The 25,113-nt window shown below is 49.4% G+C and carries 26 protein-coding genes; 1 reads left to right on the forward strand and 25 read right to left on the reverse strand.

Features of this window, described 5'->3' with window-relative positions; translation table 11 throughout:
- The 15 genes from rnr to BQ2674_RS04695 form a co-directional block, all read right to left on the reverse strand.
- The gene (gene rnr, locus BQ2674_RS04625) at positions 1-2,121 is read right to left on the reverse strand and encodes a ribonuclease R (protein WP_083222303.1); all 2,121 of its coding nucleotides are present in this window, start codon (positions 2,119-2,121) and stop codon (positions 1-3) included.
- 135 nt (positions 2,122-2,256) lie between these two features.
- Positions 2,257-2,493, reverse strand: coding sequence for a preprotein translocase subunit SecG (gene secG / locus BQ2674_RS04630; protein ID WP_075572669.1), 237 nt, complete (start codon positions 2,491-2,493; stop codon positions 2,257-2,259).
- A gap of 44 nt (positions 2,494-2,537) precedes the next feature.
- A complete protein-coding gene (sigH, locus tag BQ2674_RS04635; protein ID WP_075572670.1) occupies positions 2,538-3,209 on the reverse strand; it encodes an RNA polymerase sporulation sigma factor SigH in 672 nt (223 codons plus the stop codon).
- 9 nt (positions 3,210-3,218) lie between these two features.
- Positions 3,219-3,746: an NYN domain-containing protein gene (locus tag BQ2674_RS04640; RefSeq protein WP_075572671.1), complete on the reverse strand. Its 528-nt coding sequence runs from the start codon at positions 3,744-3,746 to the stop codon at positions 3,219-3,221.
- A complete protein-coding gene (gene rlmB / locus BQ2674_RS04645) occupies positions 3,743-4,483 on the reverse strand; it encodes a 23S rRNA (guanosine(2251)-2'-O)-methyltransferase RlmB (protein WP_075572672.1) in 741 nt (246 codons plus the stop codon). Before rlmB ends, BQ2674_RS04640 begins: the two co-directional genes overlap by 4 nt.
- A 6-nt stretch (positions 4,484-4,489) precedes the next feature.
- Positions 4,490-4,969: a Mini-ribonuclease 3 gene (locus BQ2674_RS04650; protein WP_075572673.1), complete on the reverse strand. Its 480-nt coding sequence runs from the start codon at positions 4,967-4,969 to the stop codon at positions 4,490-4,492.
- Positions 4,966-6,411, reverse strand: coding sequence for a cysteine--tRNA ligase (gene cysS, locus BQ2674_RS04655; protein ID WP_075572674.1), 1,446 nt, complete (start codon positions 6,409-6,411; stop codon positions 4,966-4,968). Before cysS ends, BQ2674_RS04650 begins: the two co-directional genes overlap by 4 nt.
- A gap of 323 nt (positions 6,412-6,734) precedes the next feature.
- Positions 6,735-8,195, reverse strand: a complete 1,461-nt coding sequence (gene gltX, locus BQ2674_RS04660; RefSeq protein WP_075572675.1) for a glutamate--tRNA ligase — start codon at positions 8,193-8,195, stop codon at positions 6,735-6,737.
- A 13-nt stretch (positions 8,196-8,208) separates the two neighbouring features.
- Positions 8,209-9,426, reverse strand: a complete 1,218-nt coding sequence (gene ispD / locus BQ2674_RS04665; protein ID WP_235828816.1) for a 2-C-methyl-D-erythritol 4-phosphate cytidylyltransferase — start codon at positions 9,424-9,426, stop codon at positions 8,209-8,211.
- Positions 9,407-10,576, reverse strand: coding sequence for a PIN/TRAM domain-containing protein (locus BQ2674_RS04670; protein WP_143696424.1), 1,170 nt, complete (start codon positions 10,574-10,576; stop codon positions 9,407-9,409). Before BQ2674_RS04670 ends, ispD begins: the two co-directional genes overlap by 20 nt.
- A gap of 96 nt (positions 10,577-10,672) precedes the next feature.
- Entirely contained in the window at positions 10,673-12,043 is a 1,371-nt protein-coding gene (gene radA, locus BQ2674_RS04675) for a DNA repair protein RadA (RefSeq protein ID WP_075572677.1), read from the reverse strand.
- Between the two features lie 9 nt (positions 12,044-12,052).
- Positions 12,053-14,521, reverse strand: coding sequence for an ATP-dependent Clp protease ATP-binding subunit (locus BQ2674_RS04680; RefSeq protein ID WP_075572678.1), 2,469 nt, complete (start codon positions 14,519-14,521; stop codon positions 12,053-12,055).
- 32 nt (positions 14,522-14,553) lie between these two features.
- Entirely contained in the window at positions 14,554-15,609 is a 1,056-nt protein-coding gene (locus BQ2674_RS04685) for a hypothetical protein (protein WP_075572679.1), read from the reverse strand.
- The gene (locus tag BQ2674_RS04690) at positions 15,602-16,114 is read right to left on the reverse strand and encodes a UvrB/UvrC motif-containing protein (RefSeq protein ID WP_235828817.1); all 513 of its coding nucleotides are present in this window, start codon (positions 16,112-16,114) and stop codon (positions 15,602-15,604) included. The genes BQ2674_RS04685 and BQ2674_RS04690 overlap by 8 nt, the downstream gene beginning before the upstream one ends.
- Positions 16,115-16,139: 25 nt before the next feature.
- Positions 16,140-16,607, reverse strand: coding sequence for a CtsR family transcriptional regulator (locus BQ2674_RS04695; RefSeq protein WP_075572681.1), 468 nt, complete (start codon positions 16,605-16,607; stop codon positions 16,140-16,142).
- A gap of 190 nt (positions 16,608-16,797) precedes the next feature.
- Here BQ2674_RS04695 and BQ2674_RS04700 point away from each other — a divergent pair, with 190 nt between their 5' ends.
- A complete protein-coding gene (locus BQ2674_RS04700; protein ID WP_075572682.1) occupies positions 16,798-17,799 on the forward strand; it encodes a DUF535 family protein in 1,002 nt (333 codons plus the stop codon).
- A 65-nt stretch (positions 17,800-17,864) separates the two neighbouring features.
- Here the strand turns inward: BQ2674_RS04700 and BQ2674_RS04705 are convergent, their stop codons facing one another.
- The 10 genes from BQ2674_RS04705 to rfbC all read right to left on the reverse strand — a co-directional run bounded on the left by BQ2674_RS04705 (position 17,865) and on the right by rfbC (position 25,111).
- Entirely contained in the window at positions 17,865-18,776 is a 912-nt protein-coding gene (locus tag BQ2674_RS04705) for a HigA family addiction module antitoxin (RefSeq protein WP_075572683.1), read from the reverse strand.
- A gap of 19 nt (positions 18,777-18,795) precedes the next feature.
- The gene (locus BQ2674_RS04710) at positions 18,796-19,059 is read right to left on the reverse strand and encodes a plasmid maintenance system killer protein (protein ID WP_235828852.1); all 264 of its coding nucleotides are present in this window, start codon (positions 19,057-19,059) and stop codon (positions 18,796-18,798) included.
- A gap of 198 nt (positions 19,060-19,257) precedes the next feature.
- Positions 19,258-19,404, reverse strand: a complete 147-nt coding sequence (locus BQ2674_RS08400) for a hypothetical protein (RefSeq protein ID WP_159427199.1) — start codon at positions 19,402-19,404, stop codon at positions 19,258-19,260.
- A gap of 245 nt (positions 19,405-19,649) precedes the next feature.
- Positions 19,650-20,219: a hypothetical protein gene (locus BQ2674_RS04715; RefSeq protein WP_075572685.1), complete on the reverse strand. Its 570-nt coding sequence runs from the start codon at positions 20,217-20,219 to the stop codon at positions 19,650-19,652.
- Positions 20,206-20,382 (reverse strand): hypothetical protein, encoded by a 177-nt coding sequence (locus BQ2674_RS08405; RefSeq protein ID WP_159427200.1) that lies wholly within the window; start codon positions 20,380-20,382, stop codon positions 20,206-20,208. The genes BQ2674_RS04715 and BQ2674_RS08405 overlap by 14 nt, the downstream gene beginning before the upstream one ends.
- 470 nt (positions 20,383-20,852) lie before the next feature.
- The gene (locus BQ2674_RS04720) at positions 20,853-22,526 is read right to left on the reverse strand and encodes a hypothetical protein (protein ID WP_205407610.1); all 1,674 of its coding nucleotides are present in this window, start codon (positions 22,524-22,526) and stop codon (positions 20,853-20,855) included.
- Positions 22,462-22,752 carry a hypothetical protein gene (locus BQ2674_RS04725; RefSeq protein WP_075572687.1) on the reverse strand — a complete coding sequence of 97 codons (291 nt, stop codon included), beginning with the start codon at positions 22,750-22,752 and terminating at the stop codon, positions 22,462-22,464. The genes BQ2674_RS04720 and BQ2674_RS04725 overlap by 65 nt, the downstream gene beginning before the upstream one ends.
- Positions 22,753-22,848: 96 nt before the next feature.
- Positions 22,849-23,274, reverse strand: a complete 426-nt coding sequence (locus BQ2674_RS04730) for a D-sedoheptulose-7-phosphate isomerase (protein ID WP_083222305.1) — start codon at positions 23,272-23,274, stop codon at positions 22,849-22,851.
- Between the two features lie 112 nt (positions 23,275-23,386).
- On the reverse strand, positions 23,387-24,535 hold the full coding sequence (gene glf / locus BQ2674_RS04735) for a UDP-galactopyranose mutase (protein WP_075572688.1): 1,149 nt from the start codon (positions 24,533-24,535) through the stop codon (positions 23,387-23,389).
- Complete coding sequence (gene rfbC, locus BQ2674_RS04740) at positions 24,536-25,111, reverse strand: dTDP-4-dehydrorhamnose 3,5-epimerase (RefSeq protein WP_075572689.1); 576 nt, start codon at positions 25,109-25,111, stop codon at positions 24,536-24,538.
- Positions 25,112-25,113: the final 2 nt, after the last annotated feature.

Genomic DNA, 25,113 nt, shown 5'->3' on the forward strand with positions numbered 1-25,113 from the left:
TTACCTCCTGCCGCGCTTGCCGCGCTTTTTTCCTTTAGGCGATTTTTTCTTTCGCTTGGCCTTGCCGCCGAAGGTGAGCTTTTTACGTTCCGTCCCCGTCCGTTTCGGCACGGCCCGCTTTTTCTCCTTGCGGCTGTCCGGCCGCGCGGCCGTGAATTTTGTCAAATCGGCCAACGTTTCAAACGTACCGGGCACAAAGTCGATTTCACAACGTTCTTTATTGACGGCAGCCAGCGTGACCGTTATGGCATCGCCGAGGCGATAGACCTTCCCGCCGCGGCGGCCTATGAGAGTATACGTCCCTTCGTCGAAATCGTAATCATCCTCCCTCAAATGAGAGATGTGGACAAGTCCTTCAATGCCGTTGTCCAAGGAAACGAAAAGCCCGAAGGACGTAATACCCGTCACGTGAGCCGCAAAAGCTTCGCCCACAAAGGGCGCCATATATTCGGTTTTCTTCAAATCGTCCGTATCCCGTTCCGCTTCGACGGCAATGCGTTCACGAATGCTCGCCTGCTCCGCCGCGGCGGCGAGAAAAGCCGTCCGTGCCGATATTTTCGCTTCGTTATACCGCTCATCATAGGCCCGTATGAGGCGATGAACGAGTAAATCGGGATAACGTCGAATAGGTGATGTAAAATGAGTATAACAGGATGATGCCAAGCCGAAATGGCCGGCATTTACAGCGGCATATTTCGCCTGCTGCATGGCCCGCAGCGCAACGGTCTGCACAACCTGTTCCGCCGCCGTTCCCTTGGCCAACGACAGAAGGCGCTGAAATTCTTCGGGTTTTACGTCCGCCGCCGCAGGAACAGGTAAATCAAACACGGAAAGAATCGTCTCCATCAATTTGACGCGTTCCGCGTCGGGGCATTCATGAATGCGGTAAATCGACGGATTATCGCCCTTTTCCAAATAAGCGGCGACGGTTTCATTGGCAATGAGCATCGCCTCTTCCACAATCTGCTCCGCTTCCGACCGTTGCCGTTCTTCCATGCGCAGCGGTTTGCCGTCGGGATCCAAAATAACCTTATATTCGGGAAAATCAAAATCAACGGCGCCGCGGCGCAGACGCATGTCCTTTAAAGTCTGCGAAAGCTCCCGCAACGTACGGATCACGGGCATCAGTGGTGCCAAGTCGTCGGGTACGATATCCTCGCCGAGAGCCTGCTTAATTTCCCTGTAACTGCAGCGCCGCTTCACGTTAATAATCGCCGGACCGATATCCGCATGAACGACTGTACCGGTCTTGTCAATTTCCATGACACAGGTCATGGCATACCGGTCTTCACCGGCCTGAAGGCTGCAGATATGATTGCTCAACACTTCGGGCAGCATGGGGATAACCCTGTCGACAAGATAAACGCTCGTACCGCGCTTATACGCTTCTTTATCAATGGCCGAGCCCGTCTTGACATAACGGCTCACGTCGGCAATATAGACGCCCAGGCGGCAGTTGCCGTTAGGCAGCCTTTCCGCGTCTACGGCATCATCCAAATCCTTCGCGTCTTCACCGTCTATGGTAATGAGCTGCCGGCTTCTGTAGTCACGCAAACCCGCTTCGGGCGTGACGCTCTTATTGATGTGCTCCGCTTCTTTTTTTACGTCTTCAGGGAAATCGAAAGGTAAGTTATGGCGTGCCATAATGACTTTAATATCCAAGTCCTTATCGCCCGTATAGCCGATGACTTCTTCAATTTCCCCTTCGGCCTTGTGCTTTCCTTCGGGCCACTTCGTAACCCGCACGAGAACGCGGGCACCGCTGCGGGCACCGCCGTCCTGCCCCAAGGGGATATATATATCTTCTCTGAGCCGTTCATCATCGGGCGTGACAAAGCCGGCCGTCTTTTGCCGGTCGTACGTGCCGACGAGCGTCTCATTGGCTCTTTCATCGACAAAGAGAATTTCGCCTTCCCGTTTCCCCTTGCGCGTGCCCGGCAAAAACCGCGCCGTAACGGCATCGTTATTCATGGCACCGCAGCGATTTTCCTCGGCAATATAAATATCTTCTTCTCCGTCAGGTGTAATGACAAAGCCGAAAGATTTCGTATAGCCCTTGTATATACCTGTTATGTTGGCGGCCTTTTGCGTTTCCTGCCGCTCTTTCGTCGTAAATTTCACTGCATCAAACTTCCTTTTTACCTTCTCAGTCCACTATAAATTATGACTGTATTATATCACACATGCCGCCCGTAGCGGGCAGGCATCAAAAAACAAAAAACCTGCGGTATGACCGCAGGTTCCCGTACGAATACATTAGAAAGTATGTAATAATCTGCCTAAGAGCATGGCTGTAAGGGCAAAGATGACGGACAGGATAATGGTCAGCTTTGACAACAACGCATCCATCCCTCTGGCACGGCTGCCGAAGAGGTCTTCCGCACCGCCGCCGAAACCGGCACCCATTCCCTGTGTCTTGCTCTTTTGCGCCACAACGACACCGATAAGCAAAACAGATACTATCGTTACGAGAACTTCCAATACGCTAATCACTGTATTCCTCCTTACGGTCCACAATCAACGGTATTATTGTACACTCATTTCTTTTTTTCGGCAACAGGCCGTTCCTTTTTCGCTTCGTCATCCCGTGCGGCCAAGTAATGCTCCACCTTTCGCTTAACCCGCTGCAAGGCATTGTCGATGGATTTTTCATGCCGTCCCAGCTGAACGGACATTTCGTGGTACGATTTGCCGTCGAGGTAGGCGACGAGCACTTGCCATTCCAAATCACTCAAGACCTCGTTCATCTTGATTTCAATGTCTTCATATGATTCGCGGCTAATGACCAGTTCTTCCGGATTCATCGCATTCAGCCCCGTCAGGACATCCTGCAGCGTTCTGTCCGAATCGCCGGCATAGACGGGCTTGTTAAAGGATATGTACGAATTGAGAGGAATATGCTTCTGTCTTGTTGCCGTCTTGATGGCCGTAATAATTTGACGGGTAATGCAAAGCTCCGCAAAGGCGCGAAACGAAACATGCCTACCCGCTTTGAAATCACGCGTAGCCTTATAAAGGCCGATCATCCCTTCCTGCACGATATCCTCTTTATCGGCACCGACGAGAAAATAGGCATGAGCCCGCGCTTTTACGAGGTTGCGGTATTTCTGAATAATATAGTCCGCCGCCGCGCCGTCACCGCCCTGAGCCGCGCCGACAATTTCTTCGTCCGCCATGGCTTTAAAGGATGGGCCCTGTTCATTATTCATATGTATCTCCTATTTGGAACGGCGCAGCTTTTCAAGCTTTTCCCAAACATCCCTGTTGCGCACGTGATTTGCCACTTCATTGCGATTTCGCGTCTCCAGGCGGCTGTTATCGTGTCCGTAGCGCTGCGCTTCCCGTTTCATGCGCGCCACGTCTTCCGCAAGCTCCCGCGCCGGTACGCGGCAGGCACCGCTGCCGAGAATCTGATTCTGCTCCGTCCCGTCCGACGTGGCCACATATATGGTACGTCCGTCACCTTTATGCGCGTAAACAAGTCGTTCAATACAACTGTCCGCCGTCTCTTCTTTATCCGTGTAAATAACCGTACACTCTCTGCCGATTTGCTCTTCTTTCGCCGCTTCGTCGTTGTGCATGGCATCAAAGACAAGAACGAGCTCCACACCTTTGATTTTACCGTACGCCGCCATCATGTCGATAAGCCGCTGCCGTGCGTGTTCCAGCGACTGGCGCGCCAAAGTTTTCAAAGAATCCCACGTAAAAATAATATTGTATCCGTCTACAAAAAAGAGGTCCTTCATCGCGCATCTCCCCGCTGCCGCACGACTTCGTACATGAGCAGCGCCGCCGCGACGGAAGCATTTAAGGAATTAATTTGCCCGAACATGGGAATGCGTACGAGAATATCGCAGTTTTCCCGCACAAGCCGGGACATGCCCCTGCCTTCACTGCCGATGACGAGTACGACGGGCCCGGTCAGAGAGCTGTGAAAGTAATCGTTCTCCCCGTCCATGTGAGCACCGATAATCCAAAATCCCCGTTTCTTTAAGCTCTTTAAGAGGCTCGTCGTATTGCCGACTTGGACGATGGGCATATATTCAACCGCACCGGCCGACGTCTTGCCCACGGTCTCATTGACAGGTGCGCTGCGCCGCTTCGGCACAAGGACGGCATGAACGCCGGCGCATTCGGCCGTGCGGATGACGGCACCCATATTGTGCACGTCCTCCACACCGTCGAGGAGAACGAGAAAAGGTATTTCCCTCTTTTCCTGCACCCGGGCCAGGACGTCATCCAAGACGGCGAAGGATACGGCCGCCGCAAAGGCGATGACATCCTGATGGCGCGTGTCCGGCGCATAACGCTGCATGGCTTCGGGCTTAACAAATTCCAAGGGCACGCCTTTTTCCCGGGCGAGAGCCTTGATTTGCCGCAGGGGCTGTGAAGCTTTATCGGCAGTCATATATATTTTTGTCAGCGAGCGTCCGGCTTTCAGCGCTTCGGCCACGCTGTTTCGACCTGCAATAATCGTTGCCATCCGTTTCTACTCCCTGTGATGAAGGGCGCAATATTGCCGCGTCGCCTCACAGACGGCCGTCATAAGTTCCCGGAGGCGCTCCCTCCGTCCGCTCAGGACGAGGTAGCCCACCAAGGCTTCCAAAGCCGTACTTGCCCTGTATTCCGCAACGGACGCGCTCTTCGGCACGGACGAATCCGTGTTGCGGGCACGGCGGCAAAGCGTTTCCTCTTCTTCCGTAAGACATTTTTTTATTTCTTCATACACAAAAGCCTGGGCCCGGGCGGAAACAAATTCCGCCGCCAAAGCGTGGAGGACACGCACATGGGGGATACCCAGTTTCAAAAGATGCCTGCGCATCATCAGGGCGTAGTATGCGTCGCCGACGAGTGCCAGGTTCAGCGAGTCCGACAAGGCCGCTTTCATGGTAGGGGAAGCTAAAGGAGCGTCCGCCATGAACGCATCATAGGCTGTCTGCTTTACGTGTTGGAACTGCTTGAATTTCACTTTTTCCAGCGCGCCCCCTGCGGTGAATCTTCAATGGTAATGCCGATGGCCGCGAGCTTATCGCGAATAGCATCGGCCAGGGCATACTGCTTTTGAGAGCGGCATTCCTGACGCAGCTCCAGGATTACCTCCATCAGTTCGGCATAGTCTTTATCGCTTGCACTGCCGTTTTTGCCGGTCCAGCGGTCTTCGAGGACACCGAGAATGTCGGTCATCATCTTGAAAATACGCTTTACTTCCGACAATACGGCCGAGTCCGCGGGAACATTGTTCGTCGCCACGTCATTCTTGTAAATGTTGATCTTCTTGGCCAATTCAAACATGGCCGCACTGGCAAGAGCCGTATTGAAGTCGTCACACATGGCTTCTTCATACTCTTCTTTCGCCTGTTCCGCGTCGGCCAAAAGCTGTGCCGATGCGGCCGATTTGCCGCCTGACGGCAGTTCAAGAAGGTAGAGCGTGTTGTCGATAGCCGTGCCGAGCCGTTCGAGGCTGCGCGTCATTTCCGTAAGCCGTTCGTCACTGAAGTCCAAGGGGCTTCTGTAATGGTTGGAAATGAGGAAGTACCGGAGCGCGTCGGCGCTGTAATGTTCCAATACGTCCTTGACGAGGAAGAAGTTATTCAAAGACTTGCTCATCTTTTCCGAGTCGATCGTAATAAAGCCGTTGTGCACCCAATAATTGACCATCGGGCCGTGGCCGCAGCACGCTTCGGTCTGGGCGATTTCGTTTTCGTGATGCGGGAAAATCAGGTCGCTGCCGCCGCCGTGAAAATCAAAGGGCTCGCCCAGGTATTTAAGGCTCATGGCGGAACATTCGATGTGCCAGCCCGGCCTGCCTTTGCCCCACGGGCTGTCCCAGGACGGTTCACCCGGCTTTGCGGCCTTCCAGAGAGCGAAATCCATGGGATTTTCCTTGCGGTCGTCCACTTCGATGCGGGCGCCGGCCATCATATCGTCCAAGGAACGGTGGCTCAATTTACCGTAGTCTTTAAAGCTCGTTACGCGGTAATAAACGTCGCCGTCGAGCTCATAAGCGTGCTTTTTCCGAATCAGCCCGGCAATCATATCGATAATGTCGTCCATGTGCTCCGAAACGAGGGGATACTTGTCGGCACGCTGAACGTGCAGCTTGTCCATAACATCAAAATACGACGCAATGTAGCGGTTCGTAATGGTGTCCCACGACACTTCTTCACCGTTGGCCGCGTTAATAATCTTGTCGTCGACATCCGTAAAGTTCTGGATGTGCGTTACTTCATAGCCGAGGTGACGCAAATACCGTTTAATGACATCCCATGTCACGAAGGGCCGCGCGTTGCCCATATGGGAATGGTTATACGGCGTAATGCCGCAGACATACATTTTCACCTGACCCGGCGTAACGGGTTTAAAAACTTCTTTTCTTCTCGTCAACGTATTGTATACTGTAAGTTCTCTCATCGTGTCCTCCCATTTACACGCAAAAAGGGCCGCCATCCCTCTACAGAGACGGTGGCCCGCGGTTCCACTCTGCTTTACGGCAGATGCCGTAATCTTAAGGCCTCTAACGGCGGCAGCCGGGCCGGGGTACTTCAGTTCACCCGACCTGCTCGCAAAGGCAGCTTCATCGTTTTGCCGTCTGAAAAAGCTCTCAGCAACCGCTCTTTCTCTCTGTAGCGCTCGACGACGAACATATTTCGGTCATCGCAGTTACTATTCTGTCTGAAGAGGCAATTTTATAATATACTATAGTATATGACAGTTTCGCGCCTGTCAAGACGGAACTATTGCAAGAGGCCGCTTTTTTGCAGGCGCGCCATTACCTTTTTCCGTCCCATCAGGGCAATGATTACGTTCAAATCCGGCCCGTGCATAACACCTGTCAGGGCCACGCGAATCGGCATGTATACGAACTTGCCTTTTACGCCGAGTCCCTTTTGCACCTTTTTGAAGAGGGGCTGTACTGTGTCGGCCGTCACCTCCGGAAGGGCCTCAAGTTCCTGCACGAACGCGGACAATACTGCCGGCGCCGTTTCTTCCCGGAGGACTGCCGCCGTTTCTTCATTTTCCGGCGCGTAATCGTCCGTAAAGAAAATTTTCGCCGCTTCCACGACCTGCGCGCCGTACTGAATGTGTTCACGCAAAGCCCAAACCATTTCCTTCGCCCAGGTGAGCGTTGCCGCGTCGGCATCTTTTGCAATCCGGCCGGCCTGCTGCAGATGCGGCAGGCATACTTCAAAAAGCCGGTCCGCGTCGAGCTGTTTCATGTATTGGAAGTTAATCCAGTTGAGCTTTTCAATGTCGAAGACGGCCGGATTTTTTGCAACCCGTTCAAGTGTGAACCGGCTGCAAATTTCATCGTGCGAAAGAATTTCTTCATCTCCCTCCGGGGTCCAGCCGAGGAGCGCCAGAAAGTTAAAGAGCGCTTCGGGCAAATACCCCATATCCCGATACTGCTGCACCGATGTGGCGCCGTGACGTTTACTCATCTTCTTCCTGTCCGCACCGAGTATGAGCGACACGTGGGCGAACCGCGGCGGTTCAAAGCCGAGAGCCCGGTAGATGACGAGCTGGCGCGGCGTGTTGGAAAGGTGTTCTTCCGCACGAATAACGTGCGTAATCTTCATAAGGGCGTCGTCAAGGACGACGCAGTAGTTGTACACGGGCACGCCGTCCGACTTGACGATGACAAAGTCGCCGATATTGGCCGCTTCAAAAGGAACCTTGCCGCGAACGATATCATCCACTTCGACCAAGCCTTCCTTCGGTGCTCTGATACGTACGACATGAGGACGGCCCTCCTTTAAATATTCTTCCACTCTGTCATGCGAAAGACAGCTGCACTTGCCGCTGTACACGGGTGTTTCACCGTCAGCCAGCTGCTTTTCCTTTTCCGCTTCCAGTTCTTCCGGCGTGCAGAAGCAGTAGTACGCCTTGTCTTCGGCAATGAGCTTTTCCGTATATTTTTTGTACAGGTCGAGACGTTCCATTTGACGGTACGGACCGTAGTCACCGCCCACGTCAATGCCTTCATCCCAGTTGATGCCCAACCAGCGCAGAGCTGCTTTAATATTTATTTCCGATTCGGCCGTAGAGCGCTTCAAATCCGTATCTTCCACACGCACGACGAAGGTTCCCCCTTCGTGCCTGGCAAGAAGATAATTGAACAGAGCCGAACGGGCCCCGCCGATATGAAAAGGACCGGTCGGACTGGGCGCAAAACGTACGCGAACTCTTTCAGACATAACTAAACGCCTCCTACAACGCATTGTATTTCAAAATCATAGCAGCCGCCTGGGCGGCCATCCCCTCTTCTCTGCCGACGAAGCCCAGGTCTTCCGACGTCGTCGCCTTGACGGACACATCGGCCGTGCCGATTTCCAGAGCCGAGGCTATATTTTGTATCATTTCGGGAACATAAGGCCTGATCTTCGGCCGCTGGGCCAGAAGTGTCGCATCCACGTTGATAATGCGGCAACCGTTCTCAACGAGAAGCTGCTTCACTTTACGGAGCAAATGCAGGCTGGAAATCCCCTTAAACGCCTTGTCCGTATCGGGAAAATACGTGCCTATATCCTTCAGGCCCGCCGCCCCCAGGAGAGCGTCCATGACGGCATGAGTGAGGACGTCCGCATCGGAATGACCGTCAAGCCCTTTCTCGAAGGGAATTGCCACGCCGCCCAAGACAAGGCGCCTGCCTTCTTTCAGGCGGTGGACGTCATAGCCGCTGCCGACACAGTACTTCGTAGGCCCGTTCAAGTAAAACTCCAGGACCGGAATATCGTCCGGCGTCGTCACCTTGCGGTTACGTTCGTCTCCTTTGAGAACGACGATATCTTCGCCGAGAGCCTCGACGAGGGCGGCATCATCCGTCGCCTCTATACCGTTGTCTTTGGCGTATTTATATGCTGCCAGCAAGGTTTTTCGCCGAAAGATTTGGGGTGTCTGCACGGCGATAAGACGACTCCGCTCCAGTGTTTTCAGCTGCTCCGGCCCGTAGTGCTCCTCCGTCCCGCACAGCTTTACCGTGTCTTTGACGGGTACGGCGTAAATGGCGGCTACGGCCTTTTCCATGACGGCCGCGGCATTATCGTACCATTCCGGCCCCGCCCAGGGCCGCGAACCGTCGTGAACCATGACGACGTCACAGTCGCCTGCCGTCTCCATGAGGCCGTTATATACAGACTCGCCCCGCTCGGCACCGCCTAAGGCGAACTTGACCGGCACGGCCGGGCGCAGAGAAAAGACGAGTTGCTCCGCCTCTCGCCGGTCCCGCTCCGAGATGACCAGGATTACTTCATTTACCTTTCGCGCCGCGAAGACGCGGGACAGTGTGTGTTCCAATACGGGTTTACCGCAAAGAGGATAAAACAGCTTATTTCGTTCATAACCAAACCGCCGACCGGAGCCGGCGGCTACGACAATAACGGATACGTTCAAAAAATCCACCTGTTTCTTATTCAGATACTTTAACAAAAATCATACGCCCTGCAGAGGTCTGCAAGACCGACGTAACCGTGACGGGGATATTCATACCGATGTACTTTTCCCCGTTTTCCACGACGATCATCGTGCCGTCGTCAAGATAGGCGACGCCCTGATTTTCTTCTTTACCGGCCTTGACGACGAGAACGTTCATCTCTTCGCCGGGAACGCGCGCCGGCTTCAACGCATTGGCCAGATCGTTGATATTGAGAACAACGACACCCTGAAGTTCCGCAACCTTATTAAGATTATAATCGTTTGTAATGACCTTGGCATTGAGCTTTTTGCCCAAGCGCACCAGTTTGGAATCAACGCCCTGAACATCGTCGAAATCGTCGTTAATGACATCAACCTGCACATGCCGGTCCTCCTGCATGCGCTTTAAAATATCAAGTCCGCGCCGGCCCTTCGTACGCTTCAGCAGATCTGCCGAATCGGCAATCAGCTGTAATTCTTCAAGGACGAAGACAGGGACGAGCAAGGGGCCTTCCAAAAATCCCGTCGCGCACAGTTCCGCAATACGTCCGTCAATAATCGTACTCGTGTCGAGGAGTTTTCCGGCCCCCGCACCGCCCGGTTTTGTATTCTTCTCTTTACTCTGCTTACTTACGCGCAAGGTGGAAATAAGAGTGGAAACTTCCGTCTTTTTGCGAACGGCGATACTCATACCGGCGTAACCGAAGACGAGGTTGAATACAATCGGCCCGTACGCGCCGATAATGGGAAGCCGGGAAAAAGCAAATCCGATTAAATTAGCAATAATAAGTCCAATAAGCAACCCTACAGTCCCGGCGAGCAGATCCTGTCCGGACAAACCGCTCAAGCTGTATTCAATGCGATGAATAGCCGCCCAAATGAGGCGCAAAATAAAATGTGACAAAATGTACCCAGTCACGGCACCGATAACCGCACCGACCGCGTAAGCGATAACCGTGAGCACGGTCAGGCCGAGTATACCGCCCGACGCGGCTTCACCTTCCAGTTCGGCACTGAAGAAAGGTGTCGTCAAAAGTTCGTCCGCAAGAACGACAAAAATAAGGGCCACGACGAGGACGATGAGCCATCGCATGAGATTATCGGCCAGCTTGTGCACCTTGGCACGGCGCGCTTTTCCTGCATCACGTTCATTGGCGGGCGACATGTTTTGTGTTGTCATATTCGTTCACCTCCCATATACGACCGGGAAACTGATTAATTATATCATGTATAACCGGACATGAACAGAAAGAAACTTAAATCACTCCTCTTTAAACGCCGCACGAAGCGCTTCGCCGAGATTCTTGACGTAAACAACGTCATACGTATGCCTGCCCATGTCGTCCTTATTGCCCCGCGGCAGAATAAAACGTGTAAAGCCGAGCTTGGCCGCTTCCTGTACACGCCGCCTGACATGGGGCACGCGGCGGATGTCACCTGTAAGACCGATTTCACCCATAAGGGCCGTGTTTTTGTCCACGACGACATCGCGCAGGGACGAGACGATCGCCAAGGCTACGGGCAAATCGGCGGCAGGCTCATTCAGCTTCAATCCGCCCGCAATATTGATATACACGTCCTGTGTCGACAAATTCAGGCCGACACGTTTTTCAAGAACCGCCAGAAGGAGGATGAGGCGGTTATAGTCCATACCGACAACAGTACGCCGCGGCACGGCAAAAACGGAACGCGACGTGAGGGCCTGCACTTCTCCCAGGAGCGGACGCAAACCGTCCATGACGGCGGCCACGGCGGATCCGGCTTCGCCTGCGGACCGTTCCGCCAGGAGCAGAGCCGACGGATTTAAAAGTTCTTTGAGGCCCGTTTCGGACATGGTAAAAATACCGGCTTCGTTCGTCGAGCCGAAACGGTTTTTCATGCTGCGCAGAATACGGAACTGATACTGCCGCTCCCCTTCCAAATAGAGAACGACGTCGACGAGGTGTTCCATGAGGCGCGGACCGGCGATGGCGCCGTCTTTCGTAACATGGCCGATGACGACGACAGGCATACCCGTCGACTTGGCAAAGTTCATGAGTTTGTTCGTTCCTTCGCGAATCTGCCCCTGACTGCCCGGCGCGCCGTCACAGTCGCTCGTATACATAGTCTGGATAGAATCGACAATGAGAAGGCCCGCTTTTTCATTTTCCGCCGTCTTCAAGACCGCATCCAAATACGTGTCGGCCTGAATAAGAAGTTCCGGTGCGTCTATACCCAGGCGCCGGGCACGCAGCTTAATCTGTCCAGCCGACTCTTCCCCTGTCGCGTAAAGGACCGTTCCGGCCGCCCCGCAAACGGCTGAAGCCAGCTGCAGAACAAGCGTCGACTTGCCGATGCCCGGATCGCCGCTCAAGAGAATGAGAGCACCCGGCACGATACCGCCGCCCAAGACGGCGTCGAGCTCGCCGATACCCGTGACGAGGCGGGCCGTCTCTTCCGATTTAATATCCTTAAGCGCTGCCGGCGATTTCCCGGCCCGGCGCACGACTGAACGGGCCGCGACCGGGGCGGGCGGCGCCTCTATTTCTTCGTGCAGTGTATTCCACTGACCGCACTGCGGACAGCACCCCAGCCATTTGGCGGAAACGCTGCCGCACTCCGTGCAGACATAGCGGCTTTTTATCTTTGCCATCCCTTCTCCTTATGTGACATCAATAACGGTAAAGGTCAAATTCTTGCCGTCCGTGCTGTCGGCGCGGACAGTCTGTCCTTCCGTCAGGCTGCCGGCAAGAAGCAGCTCGGAAACGGGATCTTCCACCTGCTTCTGAACGGCTCTGCGCAGGGGCCTCGCACCGTAAGCGAAGTCCGTGCCCTCGCCGACGAGAACGTCCACGGCGGCAGCCGTCTTTTCAAAGTGAACGCCCTTTTCTTCCAGCCGCTTTTCAAGGTCCGTCAACATGATGCCCACAATATGCCGCAAGTCCGCCTTTTCCAAAGGCTTGAAGACGAGCATTTCATCCAGCCGATTAATAAACTCGGGTTTAAAGAAGCGCCGCACGTCGGCGAGGATTTCCTTTTTCGCCCCTTCAAAAGCGGCCATGCCTGCCGGTTCTCTGTCGGTGTCGAAACCCATGGTCGGCGTTTCCGGCCGCAAGTGAGACGCGCCGAGGTTACTCGTCATGATGATGACCGTATTTCGAAAATCCACGCTGCGGCCCTTGGAGTCGGTCAGTTTGCCGTCGTCCAGGACCTGCAGGAGAAGGTTGAAGAAATCGCCGCTCGCCTTTTCCACTTCGTCAAAAAGGATGACGCTGTACGGCTTCTCCCGCACCTTATCCGTAAGTTCGCCCCCTTCTTCATGGCCCACATAGCCGGGAGGAGAACCGATGAGACGGGAAACATTGTGGCGCTCCATGAACTCGCTCATGTCGATACGAATAAGGGCGTCGTCGCTGCCGAAGAGCTGCTTTGCCAGCGCGCGGGCCAACTCGGTCTTGCCTACGCCGCTCGGTCCGAGGAAGAGGAAGGATCCGACAGGGCGGCGTTCATCTTTAAGACCAGCCCGGGCGCGGCGTATAGCCTTGGAAACGGCAGTAACCGCTTCGTCCTGGCTGATGACGCGTTTGTGCAGGTCTTCTTCCAAATGCAGCAGCCGATGCGCTTCCGTTTCCGTAAGCTGCCGCACGGGTACCCCCGTCCAGACGGACACGACATCGGCTACGTCGGCCGCGGTAACAACAGGCGCCGTTTCTTCTGCCGCCTTTTTGCCGCCGCGCAGATGCCGGAGCTTTTCTTCAAGAATCTTGCACTTGTCGCGCAGGGCTGCGCAGGCTTCAAAATCTTCCGCCGCGAGAAGCGCTTTCTTCTCTTTCGCAAGCTGTGCCAATTCCCGTTCCAAACTCTTTATTTCCGTTGTCGGCGCAGTGGCGCAAATGCGTACCTTCGCGGCCGCTTCGTCAATGACGTCTATCGCCTTGTCGGGTAAAAAGCGGTCCGAAATATACCGTGCCGACAGGAATACGGCTTCGGCAACGGCCTCGTCTTCGAGACGGACGTGATGAAATTCTTCGTACCGCTCCTTCAGGCCCGTTAAAATCTGTACGGCTTCTTCCCGCGACGGTTCTTCCACGCGAATAGGCTGAAACCGCCGTGCCAAGGCCGAATCCTTTTCAAGGTATTTCTTGTATTCTTCCGTCGTCGTCGCACCGATACATTGTAATTCGCCGCGCGCCAACGCGGGCTTTAATATATCGGCCGCATCCATCGCCCCGTCTGCCGAACCTGCGCCGATGAGCTGGTGCAGTTCATCAATAAAAAGGATGACGGAACGGTCGTTTTTCACCGTATCTACAAGACGTTTAATACGTTCTTCAAACTCGCCGCGGAACTTCGTACCCGCAACAAGGCTTGCCAAATTAAGAGAAAAGACCTTTTTGTCCGCCAAAATATAGGGCACTTCGCCATCGACAATTCGCTGCGCCAATCCTTCGGCAATGGCCGTCTTACCGACACCGGGCTGCCCCAGGAGAACAGGATTGTTCTTTGTGCGGCGGCAAAGGATTTGAATAACCCGTTCAATTTCTTTAGCCCTGCCGATGACCGGATCGATTTTTCCCTTGCGTGCTTCTTCATTTAAATCCCTGCCGTAAGCGGACAAGCCGTCGTCCTCAAGGGGTTCTTCATTAGCCGCCGTTTCCGCCCCGTCATCTGGTCCTTCATCATGTCGCGACGAAGAGGACATGCCCTGCTCGAAGGCGTAAATCCGTTCGGCAATTTCCTGCGGCGCAATATCCATGCTTTCCAAAATTTGCGCCGCCATGCTGTCATCTTTCTGCAAGAGGCCGAGCAATATATGCTCCGTCCCTACATAGGACTGTTTGAGGCGTTTCGATTCTTCAACGGCGAACTCCATAGCCTCTTTCATGCCCGTCGTCAGGACGAGATGTGCGTTCGGCGTCATCCCGAGACCGACAATATTCTCTACGGCACGAGTCACGTTTGTGGGCGTCAGGCCCATATCTCTGAGCATCTGCCCGGCCGTCCCTTCTTCGTTGAGCACGAGGCCCAAGAGTATATGTTCCGTCCCCACGTAATTATGAGCCAACCGCTGTGCCGCATTGCGCGCATAGCGGAGAACTTTTTTAGAATCATCAGTAAACCGATTATACATGCACATCCCCTCCTTACAGGTTATATACATTCTTACAAAAGGTATTCGCGAAGTGTATGCTGCAATATACGCGCCCGCACTTTTTCTTCCGTGTCGAGAACGCCTCCGCCGGCAACATGAATATAGGCGGGCTCACTGACGCTCATCAACGCCGCATAAGCATGAGTCCTCAACGAAAGATATCCCAGCGCAGCGGCCAGCTGCACGTCGCTTAGGAGCGACAGAGCCTCTTCATAATCGACGAGCCAGGCCTGTGAAAGAAGGCCGTAACTGCGCATTAAGCGATCGTGCAGCGTATCGGGCTCGTTTTTCAGTAAAAGTGTCCGACACTCCCGTTCTTCTTTTACAACATGCGTGACAATTTCTTCCAAACGACTGATAATATCTTTTTCCGTTACGCCGAGCATAACTTGATTGCTGATTTGAAAAATATTGCCTACATACATATTGCGGCTGCTGTACAGACCGCCGAAGACAAAGCCGAATTTTGTAATATCCTGCGTAATCCGCCGCAATCGATTCATGGCGGCCAGAGCCGGCAAGTGAAGCGTTACACCGGTGGAAAAGCCGGTCCCCGTCAGGGACGGAACGGACGTAAGGTAACCGAAGTCTTCATGAAAAGCAAAATCCAGTTTTTCTTCCAACGCATCATCTATACGAAAAGCATCATAAGCAGCCTTATGAAGAGCAAATCCGTTTCCGACCGTTCTGATGACAAGATGATCCGCCCCGTTCACCATAAGTGCTGCCGCACCGTCCTCGCGAATCGCCAGTCCTCTGTTTTCAGGCTCATCCACAAAGGCACCTGAAATAAACCGCTTTGCCGCGGCAAGCTCCCTTTCCCTCCTCGTTAAATTTTCAAGAGCCGTATATTCAAAGCCGCAACGGCAGGCTGCATCAAGCTGCGGCAAGGACTTACTTACCTCTGCCGTGACGGCCTGCAGCTCTTCTGCAGACGCGCGGGCAGGAAAAAGATGCTGCTTGATGTTGCGCGCCAAGCGCACGCGGCTGTCCAGAACTATATCACCGTCCATGGTCGGATCATGCTGCCACGGCAGGAGAACGGCCCCGACCATTTCCTTAATCACGGCTGCCCTCCCCGTCCTTTTGAAGACGCTGCCGTTCAAGCACCTTAATTTCATCGCGCACCTTAGCGGCTTCTTCATACGCTTCCCGGTCCACGAGCTTTTGCAAATGCTGCTTCAACCGCTTAATGTGCGTAGCCGTACGAAAAACGCCGCTGCCCCGTTCGGGTACCTTGCCGACATGACGGGCATGACCGTGAATACGGCGCATGAGCGGCTCAATTTCTTCGGCAAAGGCATCATAGCAGAAGGGACAGCCGAACCTGCCGTCACGGGCAAACTCGCTGTACGTCATACCGCAACGGCTGCACTGCGGTTCATCTATAGGTTCGCCGGTGTAACCGGGATAAATCATTTTACGAAAAAAATCGTTATCCATATTGTTCATTTCACGTTCTCCGCCCAAAGCCCCCTGCTTATTGGCGCAGACTGCGCAAAGATGCAGTTCCGTACGTTTACCGTTTTCTATCTTTGTAATGTGTACGACCGCATCCTCGCGTTTACACATTTGACATAACATAAGACTTCTCCTTTCACATATTCGGGCGCAGGTTGAGACTCTTTAAAATGCGCGTAATGACGGCAATGCGCTTCGGCTCATCGTCGATTTCCGCAAAGAGCGCACGAAACGTATGGTGCAGCATAATGGCTTCCCCGTTGGTAACCGCCTTGTGTTTCAACAAACTGAAAAGGAGACCGTCCAAATCGTCCAGAGAGATACTGACGGCAGGACGTCGCTCGGACAGCATGACGGGCATGCGGTCCGCTTTCTTCTTGCGGGCAATCCGCACGATGCGCACAAAGCCGCCGGAACCGCGGCGCGATTCGACAATAAACCCCTTGTCATTGGAAAAACGCGTGCTCAGGACATAGCTGATTTGTGACGGTGCGCAATCAAGTTCGTCCGCCAATTCGTTGCGGCGCAAGACGATATTTTCTTCCTCTTCCGCAAGGAGTTTGTGAAGAATAAATTTTTCTATTTTATCAGCGAGAATGCTCATAGTATCACCTCATGAAAAGATAAAAATGACGGGTCAAAACATGAAATTTTGACTTTATGTCTTATTATATTAGACTTTTTGACTTTTTGCAAGAAAAGGCGCGATTCACGTTCCCTGAAAAAGGTTGACAGGCCAAAAAACTTACTCCTATAATATATGTACTGTTTTAATTTTGATTCGGGAGGCAGCTATGCTCAGTACATCCTATTTTTGGAACCTGTCGCGCCTTATTTATAAACACCGTAATATCAGAGAAGATAAACGGGCCTTCGTTTTCTTCTGCAAAGCCGTGACCAATAAACCGCTGTTCCGGGAATTATATGATTTTTTGGATGCCTGCAAGCCCATGAAGGGGTTTCTCACCGAAAAGGACCGCGACTTCCACGAAGTGATGACGCGCGTTTTTCTCTTTAAAAACTCGACCATGCGCAATCGCCTCGATGCATTGGAGCACCACTTTACTATTCTCCGCACCATGTTTACGGATGAGGTTATTCACAACCTTTACTGGGGCACGGACTATACGCTGTGGAAATCACCTGACGCCGACCTGCCCTTGGAGTGCAGTCTCCGCTTCGATACGGGCCAGCGCAAAGAAGGCTTTCTCTCCCTCTACCTCTATTATGCCGGACAAATGATGTACCACTTCAACTTCCGCTTCGACTACAATGCGGAGGGGATGCCGTCCGTCTATGTCGGCACCCTGCAAGGCTCCAAGGAAGGGCTGGAGCAGACGAAAGTCTTAACGAAAAAACTCTTCGGTTACAGGCCGAAAAACTTTATACTCTACTTGCTGCGCATCTTCACACAGACCTTGGGAATCAAAAATCTTTACGTCATTACGGACGAAGGCTTCTACACGAACAGCCACCTTCTGCGCGGCAACCGCTCCAAGAAGACGGAATTTAATACCTTCTGGCTCGAAGAAGGAGCGACGAAAGCACCGGGCGAGAAACACTTCTTCGCCCTGCCCATCGAAGAAAAACGCCGCAAATACGGCGAAATCAAATCACAGAAGAGAAACCTCTTCCGCAAGCGCTACCTTCTCATGGACACGATCGTACCGCCTTATATGGACGCAATCCGGATACTGTGCCGCCCGGAATTTGCACCCGTACCGTCGGCTGTCGACGAAGCGGCCATTACGGACAAGCCGGCAGACTACGACCCCATCGAAGCGCCGCAGAACTGAAATATATGACAACCCCGCTCAATCCGACAAAAGCCGAATCAAGCGGGGTTAATTTGTATATAAATTTATACCGATTTTCTTAACTTTCCGTAGGGCTGCAAGTATGCTTCAGCTACGGTACCTGCAACGCTCCTCGCCTCATCCGATATACCGTCCTTCAAACAGATATGCTCCTTCAAAATGTGCGCAATTTCATGAAAGAGGCTGAAGCGAAATTTATCTAAATCATCTGTGCCGCTCCTTGTAATCCCTACTATAATTTTATCCGTATTGCGATCGTAAAAGGTTATGCCGTGTAAAAAAGAGTTCTTCAAGGCCGGCAAAAGCACCAGCGCTATACCACAAGACCTGAGCATATCCGACAACGGTTCCTCAAAATCTCCCGTTTCGCCACTCGTTATATTGCGTATTTCCTCTATTTTACCTGCCAAATTATTGGCGGAAAAAGACTTGACTTCTATATTTTTTGCCTTAATTTTTGCATATTGTGCCAAAGCCCGCATAATATACGCATTTTTTTTCGTCACGGGCAAATTTCGACATACAGAAGGCATCAATCCCTTATTGTTAAGAAGCTTTAAATCACTGACCTCAAAAAATTTACATAAATTAATGTATTTTTCCAATCGGTTATCAGTGTTCGGAACCATACCCCATTGAGCCATTTCACTATATGGATACTTACTTACCAGCTTCTTTTGCTCAGCCCATTCATTTTCCCGCTTTACTCGAATTAGCTTCTCCTGATAAACAGCTTCCAGCTTATTCCAAAATCCGGCCGGTATCCCTAAGACCAGCTCCAGCCTTCCGGCCATGTCAGGTGTTAAATGAACATCCCCGTTAACAAGCTTGCTGATATGTTTTTCAGACATTCCCATCCGCGCGGCAAATTCCTTTTGTGTCATGCCGCGGTCTTTAAGCTGTTCCCTAATCATAGCACCCGGTGGTGTAGCAATATAAGTTTTACTCTCCAACATAATTTTCACTCCCTTTGCTTTACCGGTGATAATCGATAATTCCCTGTATCCGGGCGATTTGTATTTCCTGCCCTATTTTAATAAAAACCAACCGGTACGGATGAACTAAATCCATTGCATATTGACCGGCCCTATTTCCCGTTAATAAATGACATCGCCCGATGTGTCCTTGAACCAAAATTTCAACTGTGTCAGCTGCTTTAATTACATCAATCCGCTGATGAATTTTCCGGGCCATTTCATCGCCATATTCCTTACGAGCAACATTTGCATCTGTACACACTTTACACAACTTTTTACTCCTATATAGGATTTCCAACGCCGCACCTCATTTACCTATAAGGTTAATATTATTTTATGTCAAACTGCGAAATAAATCAACTATTTTATTTACCTTATAGGTTAATTCAAATTATCCCGTTCTTTAAAATACCTGGCAAGTGTGTTATAGTCTAAACATTTTTATCTTATAGAACGGCCGTTACATTTCTGTTTCCATAGGATACCCGACCTGGCGAACAGAAAAAGGCAAATGCTTCGTAAAGGGGCCGTTGAACCGCCGTTCATATTCAGCTTCATAGGCATCCGGATACTTATAATACAGCTCGGTTAATCCCTGATATGTCATAAGGCTCCTCCAAATAGTAAAATCGTTGCTTATTATAATAAAAAAATAGTGAAATAGTAAAAAACGCGTTTTTTACTATTTCACTATAGTTATATATTGAAATCCTAATTATATTGCAAATCGGATTGACAACACCATTCCCTAAACAATGGTGACGCCAATCCCATTATATTCCTCGTTTATCCGGTCTCTACAACCGAAACATATTAAGTAAAATGAAAGTCCTTAATACTGGAGCATGTATTTTATGTCAGAATTGAATCTATACCAATATAATAACGGAGTAGATGATCGGTTTTATCTTTATCCACCCATTGGAAACCTTGTTCTTCATAAAATCGTTTTAAATAACCTATATCTTCACACTCGACAACAACTGCCCGACCACCAATAATTCGATGAACCACCATAATCTTATCAATTGCCAATTGTAACAGTTGACGTCCAGTGATTAAATGAGCTTGATCAATTCTGTCTTTATAATTCTTTGCTAGTTGCCCCACCAAATATACTGCACAGTCTTTTCTGCCGGAATACCCGGAAATTATTTTTCGAATCCTATTTGATACCCCATTAACCATACTTAGATGTTTAACTGCAATGGCATAGTATCCTAGAAGTTTCTTCTCACCCTTATACTGCCCGAAGATAAAATAAGTACGAGATAACCCCAATCTTTCAAATTCAATGGATTTATCTCGTAAGAAAGTCTCTACTTCCGGATTTAACGGGCAAGAAAAACTATCAATAATAAATTGTACGATTTCTTCATCATCAATGACTTCACTAAGCGCAATAGTATTATAATCTATCATTCAGTTTCATACCCAAAAATGCACGAACATGCTCTTTTTTTACTTCTTCTTCAGTGAAGTCTTTCTCGAAAGAAACTTTCTTATTTGAGTTAATAATTCTGATCAGTTTTTGCGTATCTCGTTTACGTATCGAAAAATTTTTCATAAAACTTTGAGTCGCCATACCCCTCACCTCTCACACGTACTACAGCAACCAAAACTCTTAGTTTATTATGACACAATTCTTTTTATGAAGTCAATGAACCTATATAAAAGGACAGTGTCAAGTTGTTGTGGAAAATAGATTGACAAGGACTCCTTGGAAATAGAATTAATTTAGATAATGATACCATCCATTTTGTATGTCGCGCATTTGTTCTTGCTCATGAGTTAGAACATATTTTTCTTCATAACAAAGGTAGAACCCAACTTGTTCTTCCTTCAACGATTTTTTAACATATGTCTGACCAACCTAATCACATATAGCAAGAAGCCATGTTACTCAAAATAGAATAACATGACTTCTTGTTTAGGCGTGGTCTAAAACCACTTATAAAAATTTTAATGCGAGGCTAAACCTCTTTGTTATTCTATTGTATAAATCGTTCAGCTGTTAAATAAAGGTATTAATGCCGCACAGAGCGGAACTCCTCGCTATATGTCCTTCAGTTCTTCTATAATATGCTCGTTAATCTCCGTCTTTTTCAGCTTTTTTATCGCTTTTTTCAGGGCCGGGGACAACATGCCGCCTTGTTCCCGCCAGCTTTTAACGACATTAAGCGCCATATGCCTGTTATTGACAACCGGGGACTGCAGCGCGCAAATAACGAGTTTCTCACCTAAGCCGTCATAACCGTGCAAATGTTGTAACACCTGCGACAGGATTAAAAACGATTTTGACAGTTCATGGCCGAAAGCGAATAACTCGTCCGGCCCTGTCGCAATTTCATACAAAGGCAGAGCCTTTTCATAAAGGCCGATGAGCCGTTCATTTATCTGCCTGTCATCACCCAAAGCATATTCCAGCACGTGTATATTCTCCAAAGGATCACGTTCAATACAGTTAACAGCTGCCTGCCGACATTCCATATTCATGGCGGCTGCCAAGTAAAATCCCCGGCCCGTTTTAAATGCTGCCTCTACCGTATCCCTGCATTCGGGCGTAACCAAAATATCACCGCACATCTGCTTTATCCGGTACTGCGCCGGACTTTCCTCCCATGGGTGAACATACTGCAATATATGTAATACCAGCTCAAAATGCTCTACGGTTCTCGTATGCTTTACCATTTCCCGGAGAAAGGCTTCCAAAATAACTTCTTTATTTTCTATATCCGACAGCCCCGGTGCCTCATCTTCTAAAAGTAAGGTACCTATAATTTCACCTACGCCTTTATACTCATCTTCCGGCAGTGAACCGCGTTGCAGCAAGTCTGCCAAATCGACGGTCTTGGCAATTCGCAGAGCCGGATATTCCTGCTCCCAATTACAACGGTACCCCTCCGTCAGCAGCCACCGCTTTATTTCTTCCGTTTCCGGTTCCAACCATTCAAGCGCCAGGACACGGCCCCAACCGAATACATGCTTGACCATTTCAAAAATCAACTCGTTCTCATTAGGCCAATCCTGTACGGCAAATACACAAAACAGAGTAAACTCATCACACCTTGCCAAATCTTGTATACAGGCAGCCAGCTCGTCTATACCGCCTAAGTCACAAGATCCCAATAGAGCCAGTGAAAATTTAATTACTTCCACATTCCGCGAAAAAGTAATCATATTGGCCGTAAAATACGCTAAATTATTGGCATCCAGCTCTTCTTCATGCTCTATCAACCACTCGGAAATATCGTCAATAATAGATAACATGTTGGCATTCCGCATATCAAAGAAATATGAATTAAGCCCGTCTATAGCCGCTTCATAATCAGCTTGCGAAATCAGTCTGAGTACTTCATATATCGGTTCCGGATCCTGTTCATCAGGGGCTACGTGATATGTTATGGTGCCGTCCCAAAAACCGTCAACAAAAGAAATACCGTGCCTGCCGCTTTCATAGACCGCATTGATGCTGAAATCAGGCGGCAACGTGCCGTCATCCTGAATATGTTCTCTAATATAATCCAGTATGGGCGGAGCTATATTTTGTACCGCTTCAGCCTCTTCCTTCTCCAAGTCTTCCGTAATATCCGTCCAGCTGCTGAGATTCGGGAGCCGCCCTTCCAGCAAATATGCTTCAACCCACCCCTTCACTTTATCCAAATCATCCGTAGTAATCGCGTATTGGCGGAACGCATCCATCATATTCAAGGCGCATTTCCGCATCATAGGACTCAATAACATTGCCGTCCTCATCCCGCCTGCAGCACGTGCCTACCAGCAGATACACACTGTTGTCAATAGGCTCCGTCGGCTCCAGCACTATATAATTCCACTTATTAAAGTCAAAGGCATCCAAGGCCTTACATATATCCTTTACGCTCGGATTCTGGATCCGTGTTTCTCCTTTGCCTTCCATATTGGTTATTAACGTAAATAAGAGAGAATTTTTCATTTCGCCACCGCCTTTGGTAGTATCGAGGTATCCAACAAGCTAGTAATTTTCCTCAACTAATTCACAAATAATATGGCCCGCCAATATATGCATCTCCTAAACACGGGCCGTCGTTTTAGTCGGTACGGCTAAAGTCAAATCGCAAAGCTCCTTCAACTTGCCGCCGCCGTCTCCGGTGAATGCAAAGGTTTGTATACCCATAGTCTTGGCAAACTCAACAGCCTTCACTACGTTAGCACTGTTGCCGGATGTGGAAATACCGATAAGCACATCACCCGCTTGCCCTAATCCCTCTACTTGGCGCAAAAATATTTGCTCGTACCCGTAATCATTCCCTACGGCTGTCAAAATCGACGTATCCGTAGTGAGTGCTATGGCCGGCAACGAGCACCGTTCTTTTACAAAACGTCCCACAAATTCGGCTGCAATATGCTGCGAATCCGCTGCAGAACCGCCATTTCCATAGAGCAAAATTTTATGGCCCTTTTCTTGTACCTTTGCAATGCAGAAAATCAAATATATATAACAGTTTTCTTGTAATTTCTATGCAACAAAAATGAAAAACTCTCTTGCAATATATTTTCAGTAATCAAAGCATCAAATAATCCTCATATCAAGCAGAGCATATGCAGCACTATATGTGTATAGTGCTGCATACATATAAAGCTCTTTCTAAGGCTTGATCCATATTATAATATTTAAAATCAGCTAATCTTCCACATACATACAAATTAGTGATCTTACTGGCTCTCTTTTTATACTGATTAGATAACGCAATGCTTGCATCTGTTAAAATAGGATAATACGGCTCTTGCTTAACGTTAGGCTTATATTGAACAGGATATTCTACAGCATACGATGTGCCAACGACATTTTGTATTGGCAATTTTTTGAATTCCGTGATTCTTGTATATCCTCTGGCTTGAGGATAGGCTACAACTGCTGCAGTCTGTTTTTCTTCTATTTCTTCATAATACCATTTAAATGTTAAAGAACGGTATGGAAGAGCACCTTCATCCATACCAAATAGTTCATCTAATGCACCGGTATAAATAACGGGAATATCAAGAACACTGCCATCCACTAAAACACTCCCCGTCTTTTCAGAAATACACACTGATTCCAGGGCATCTTTCCCTGTCACAACGGTAATATTAGGATGATTCAGCAAGGTCTCAAAAAAGCTGGTATACCCTTCATACGGCACGGCTTGATATATATCATCAAAAAATCTGTTACTGTAAGATAGTTTGATTTTAACCCGTTCTAAAATACTGGGATCTATCTCATTCGCAGGAATTCCCCACTGTTTGCTTGTATAAGGTTTATAATCCTTTTCATATAGAAACTCTGCGTATTCTTTAATAAGAATATCCGTAGACTCCAATAATTCTAATATAGAGACTTCTGATTTATTACCAAAATATTTCCGAATACGTTCTTTCAAAATTTGAGCATCCGACTTCGTATAAAAATCATCTATTGTTTTAAAATTGAAAGGCGTATCTGTATATATTCCCTCCATATACGTATTGTAGGTAAGATCAAAAGGTGTCATTTCCACATATTGCTGCATATATGAAAATAAGTCTTTGCTATTGGTATGGAATATATGTGGTCCATATTTTTGTACCCGTATATGATGTTTATCAACGTAATCATACATATTTCCACCAATATGCGCTCTACGCTCCCATACACATACCTGTTTTTTATGGTTTTCTGCTAAATATCTGGCAATCACGGAACCGGATAGGCCGGCACCAATTACAAGACAGTCCATTTAAAATGCCCCAAATTCATTAATAAACTCTTTCAAATATGGTAATTCTTTATCCTTATCAGCTAAAATCAGCTTCTCACCGCTACCGATTTTATCTAATGGCCACTCTACATTAATATCCGGATCATTCCAACGAATGCCGCCATCGTATTCGCCGTAAAATTTCTCAGCACATTTATATGAGACAATAGACTCTTCCAACACTAAATAACCATGCGCACACCCGGCAGGAATTAAAACTTCCGTATAACTGTCTCCTTTTAAATTAAAAGCCAGCCATTTTTTAAATGTTTGGCTATTTTTACGCAGGTCAACAACTACGTCATATATATGCCCGTAAATACAACGAACCAATTTTGGTTGCTGTTTTACACGTTGGAAATGAAGTGCCCGAATGACGCCTTTATGAGAAGTAGTATAGAAAACTTCCGCTAAGTTATAATTAATCCCATTTTTTTCAAAAATTCCCTGCGAATAATCTTTTGTAAAACAGCCTCTAATATCCGGCGCATTAAATACTTTAATTAAATATGTTCCACTAATCTCAGTCTCTACAAATTCAAAATTCTGATTCATAT

It is taken from the genome of Megasphaera coli (assembly GCF_900095855.1).
In the GTDB taxonomy this organism is placed as follows: domain Bacteria; phylum Bacillota; class Negativicutes; order Veillonellales; family Megasphaeraceae; genus Megasphaera; species Megasphaera massiliensis_A.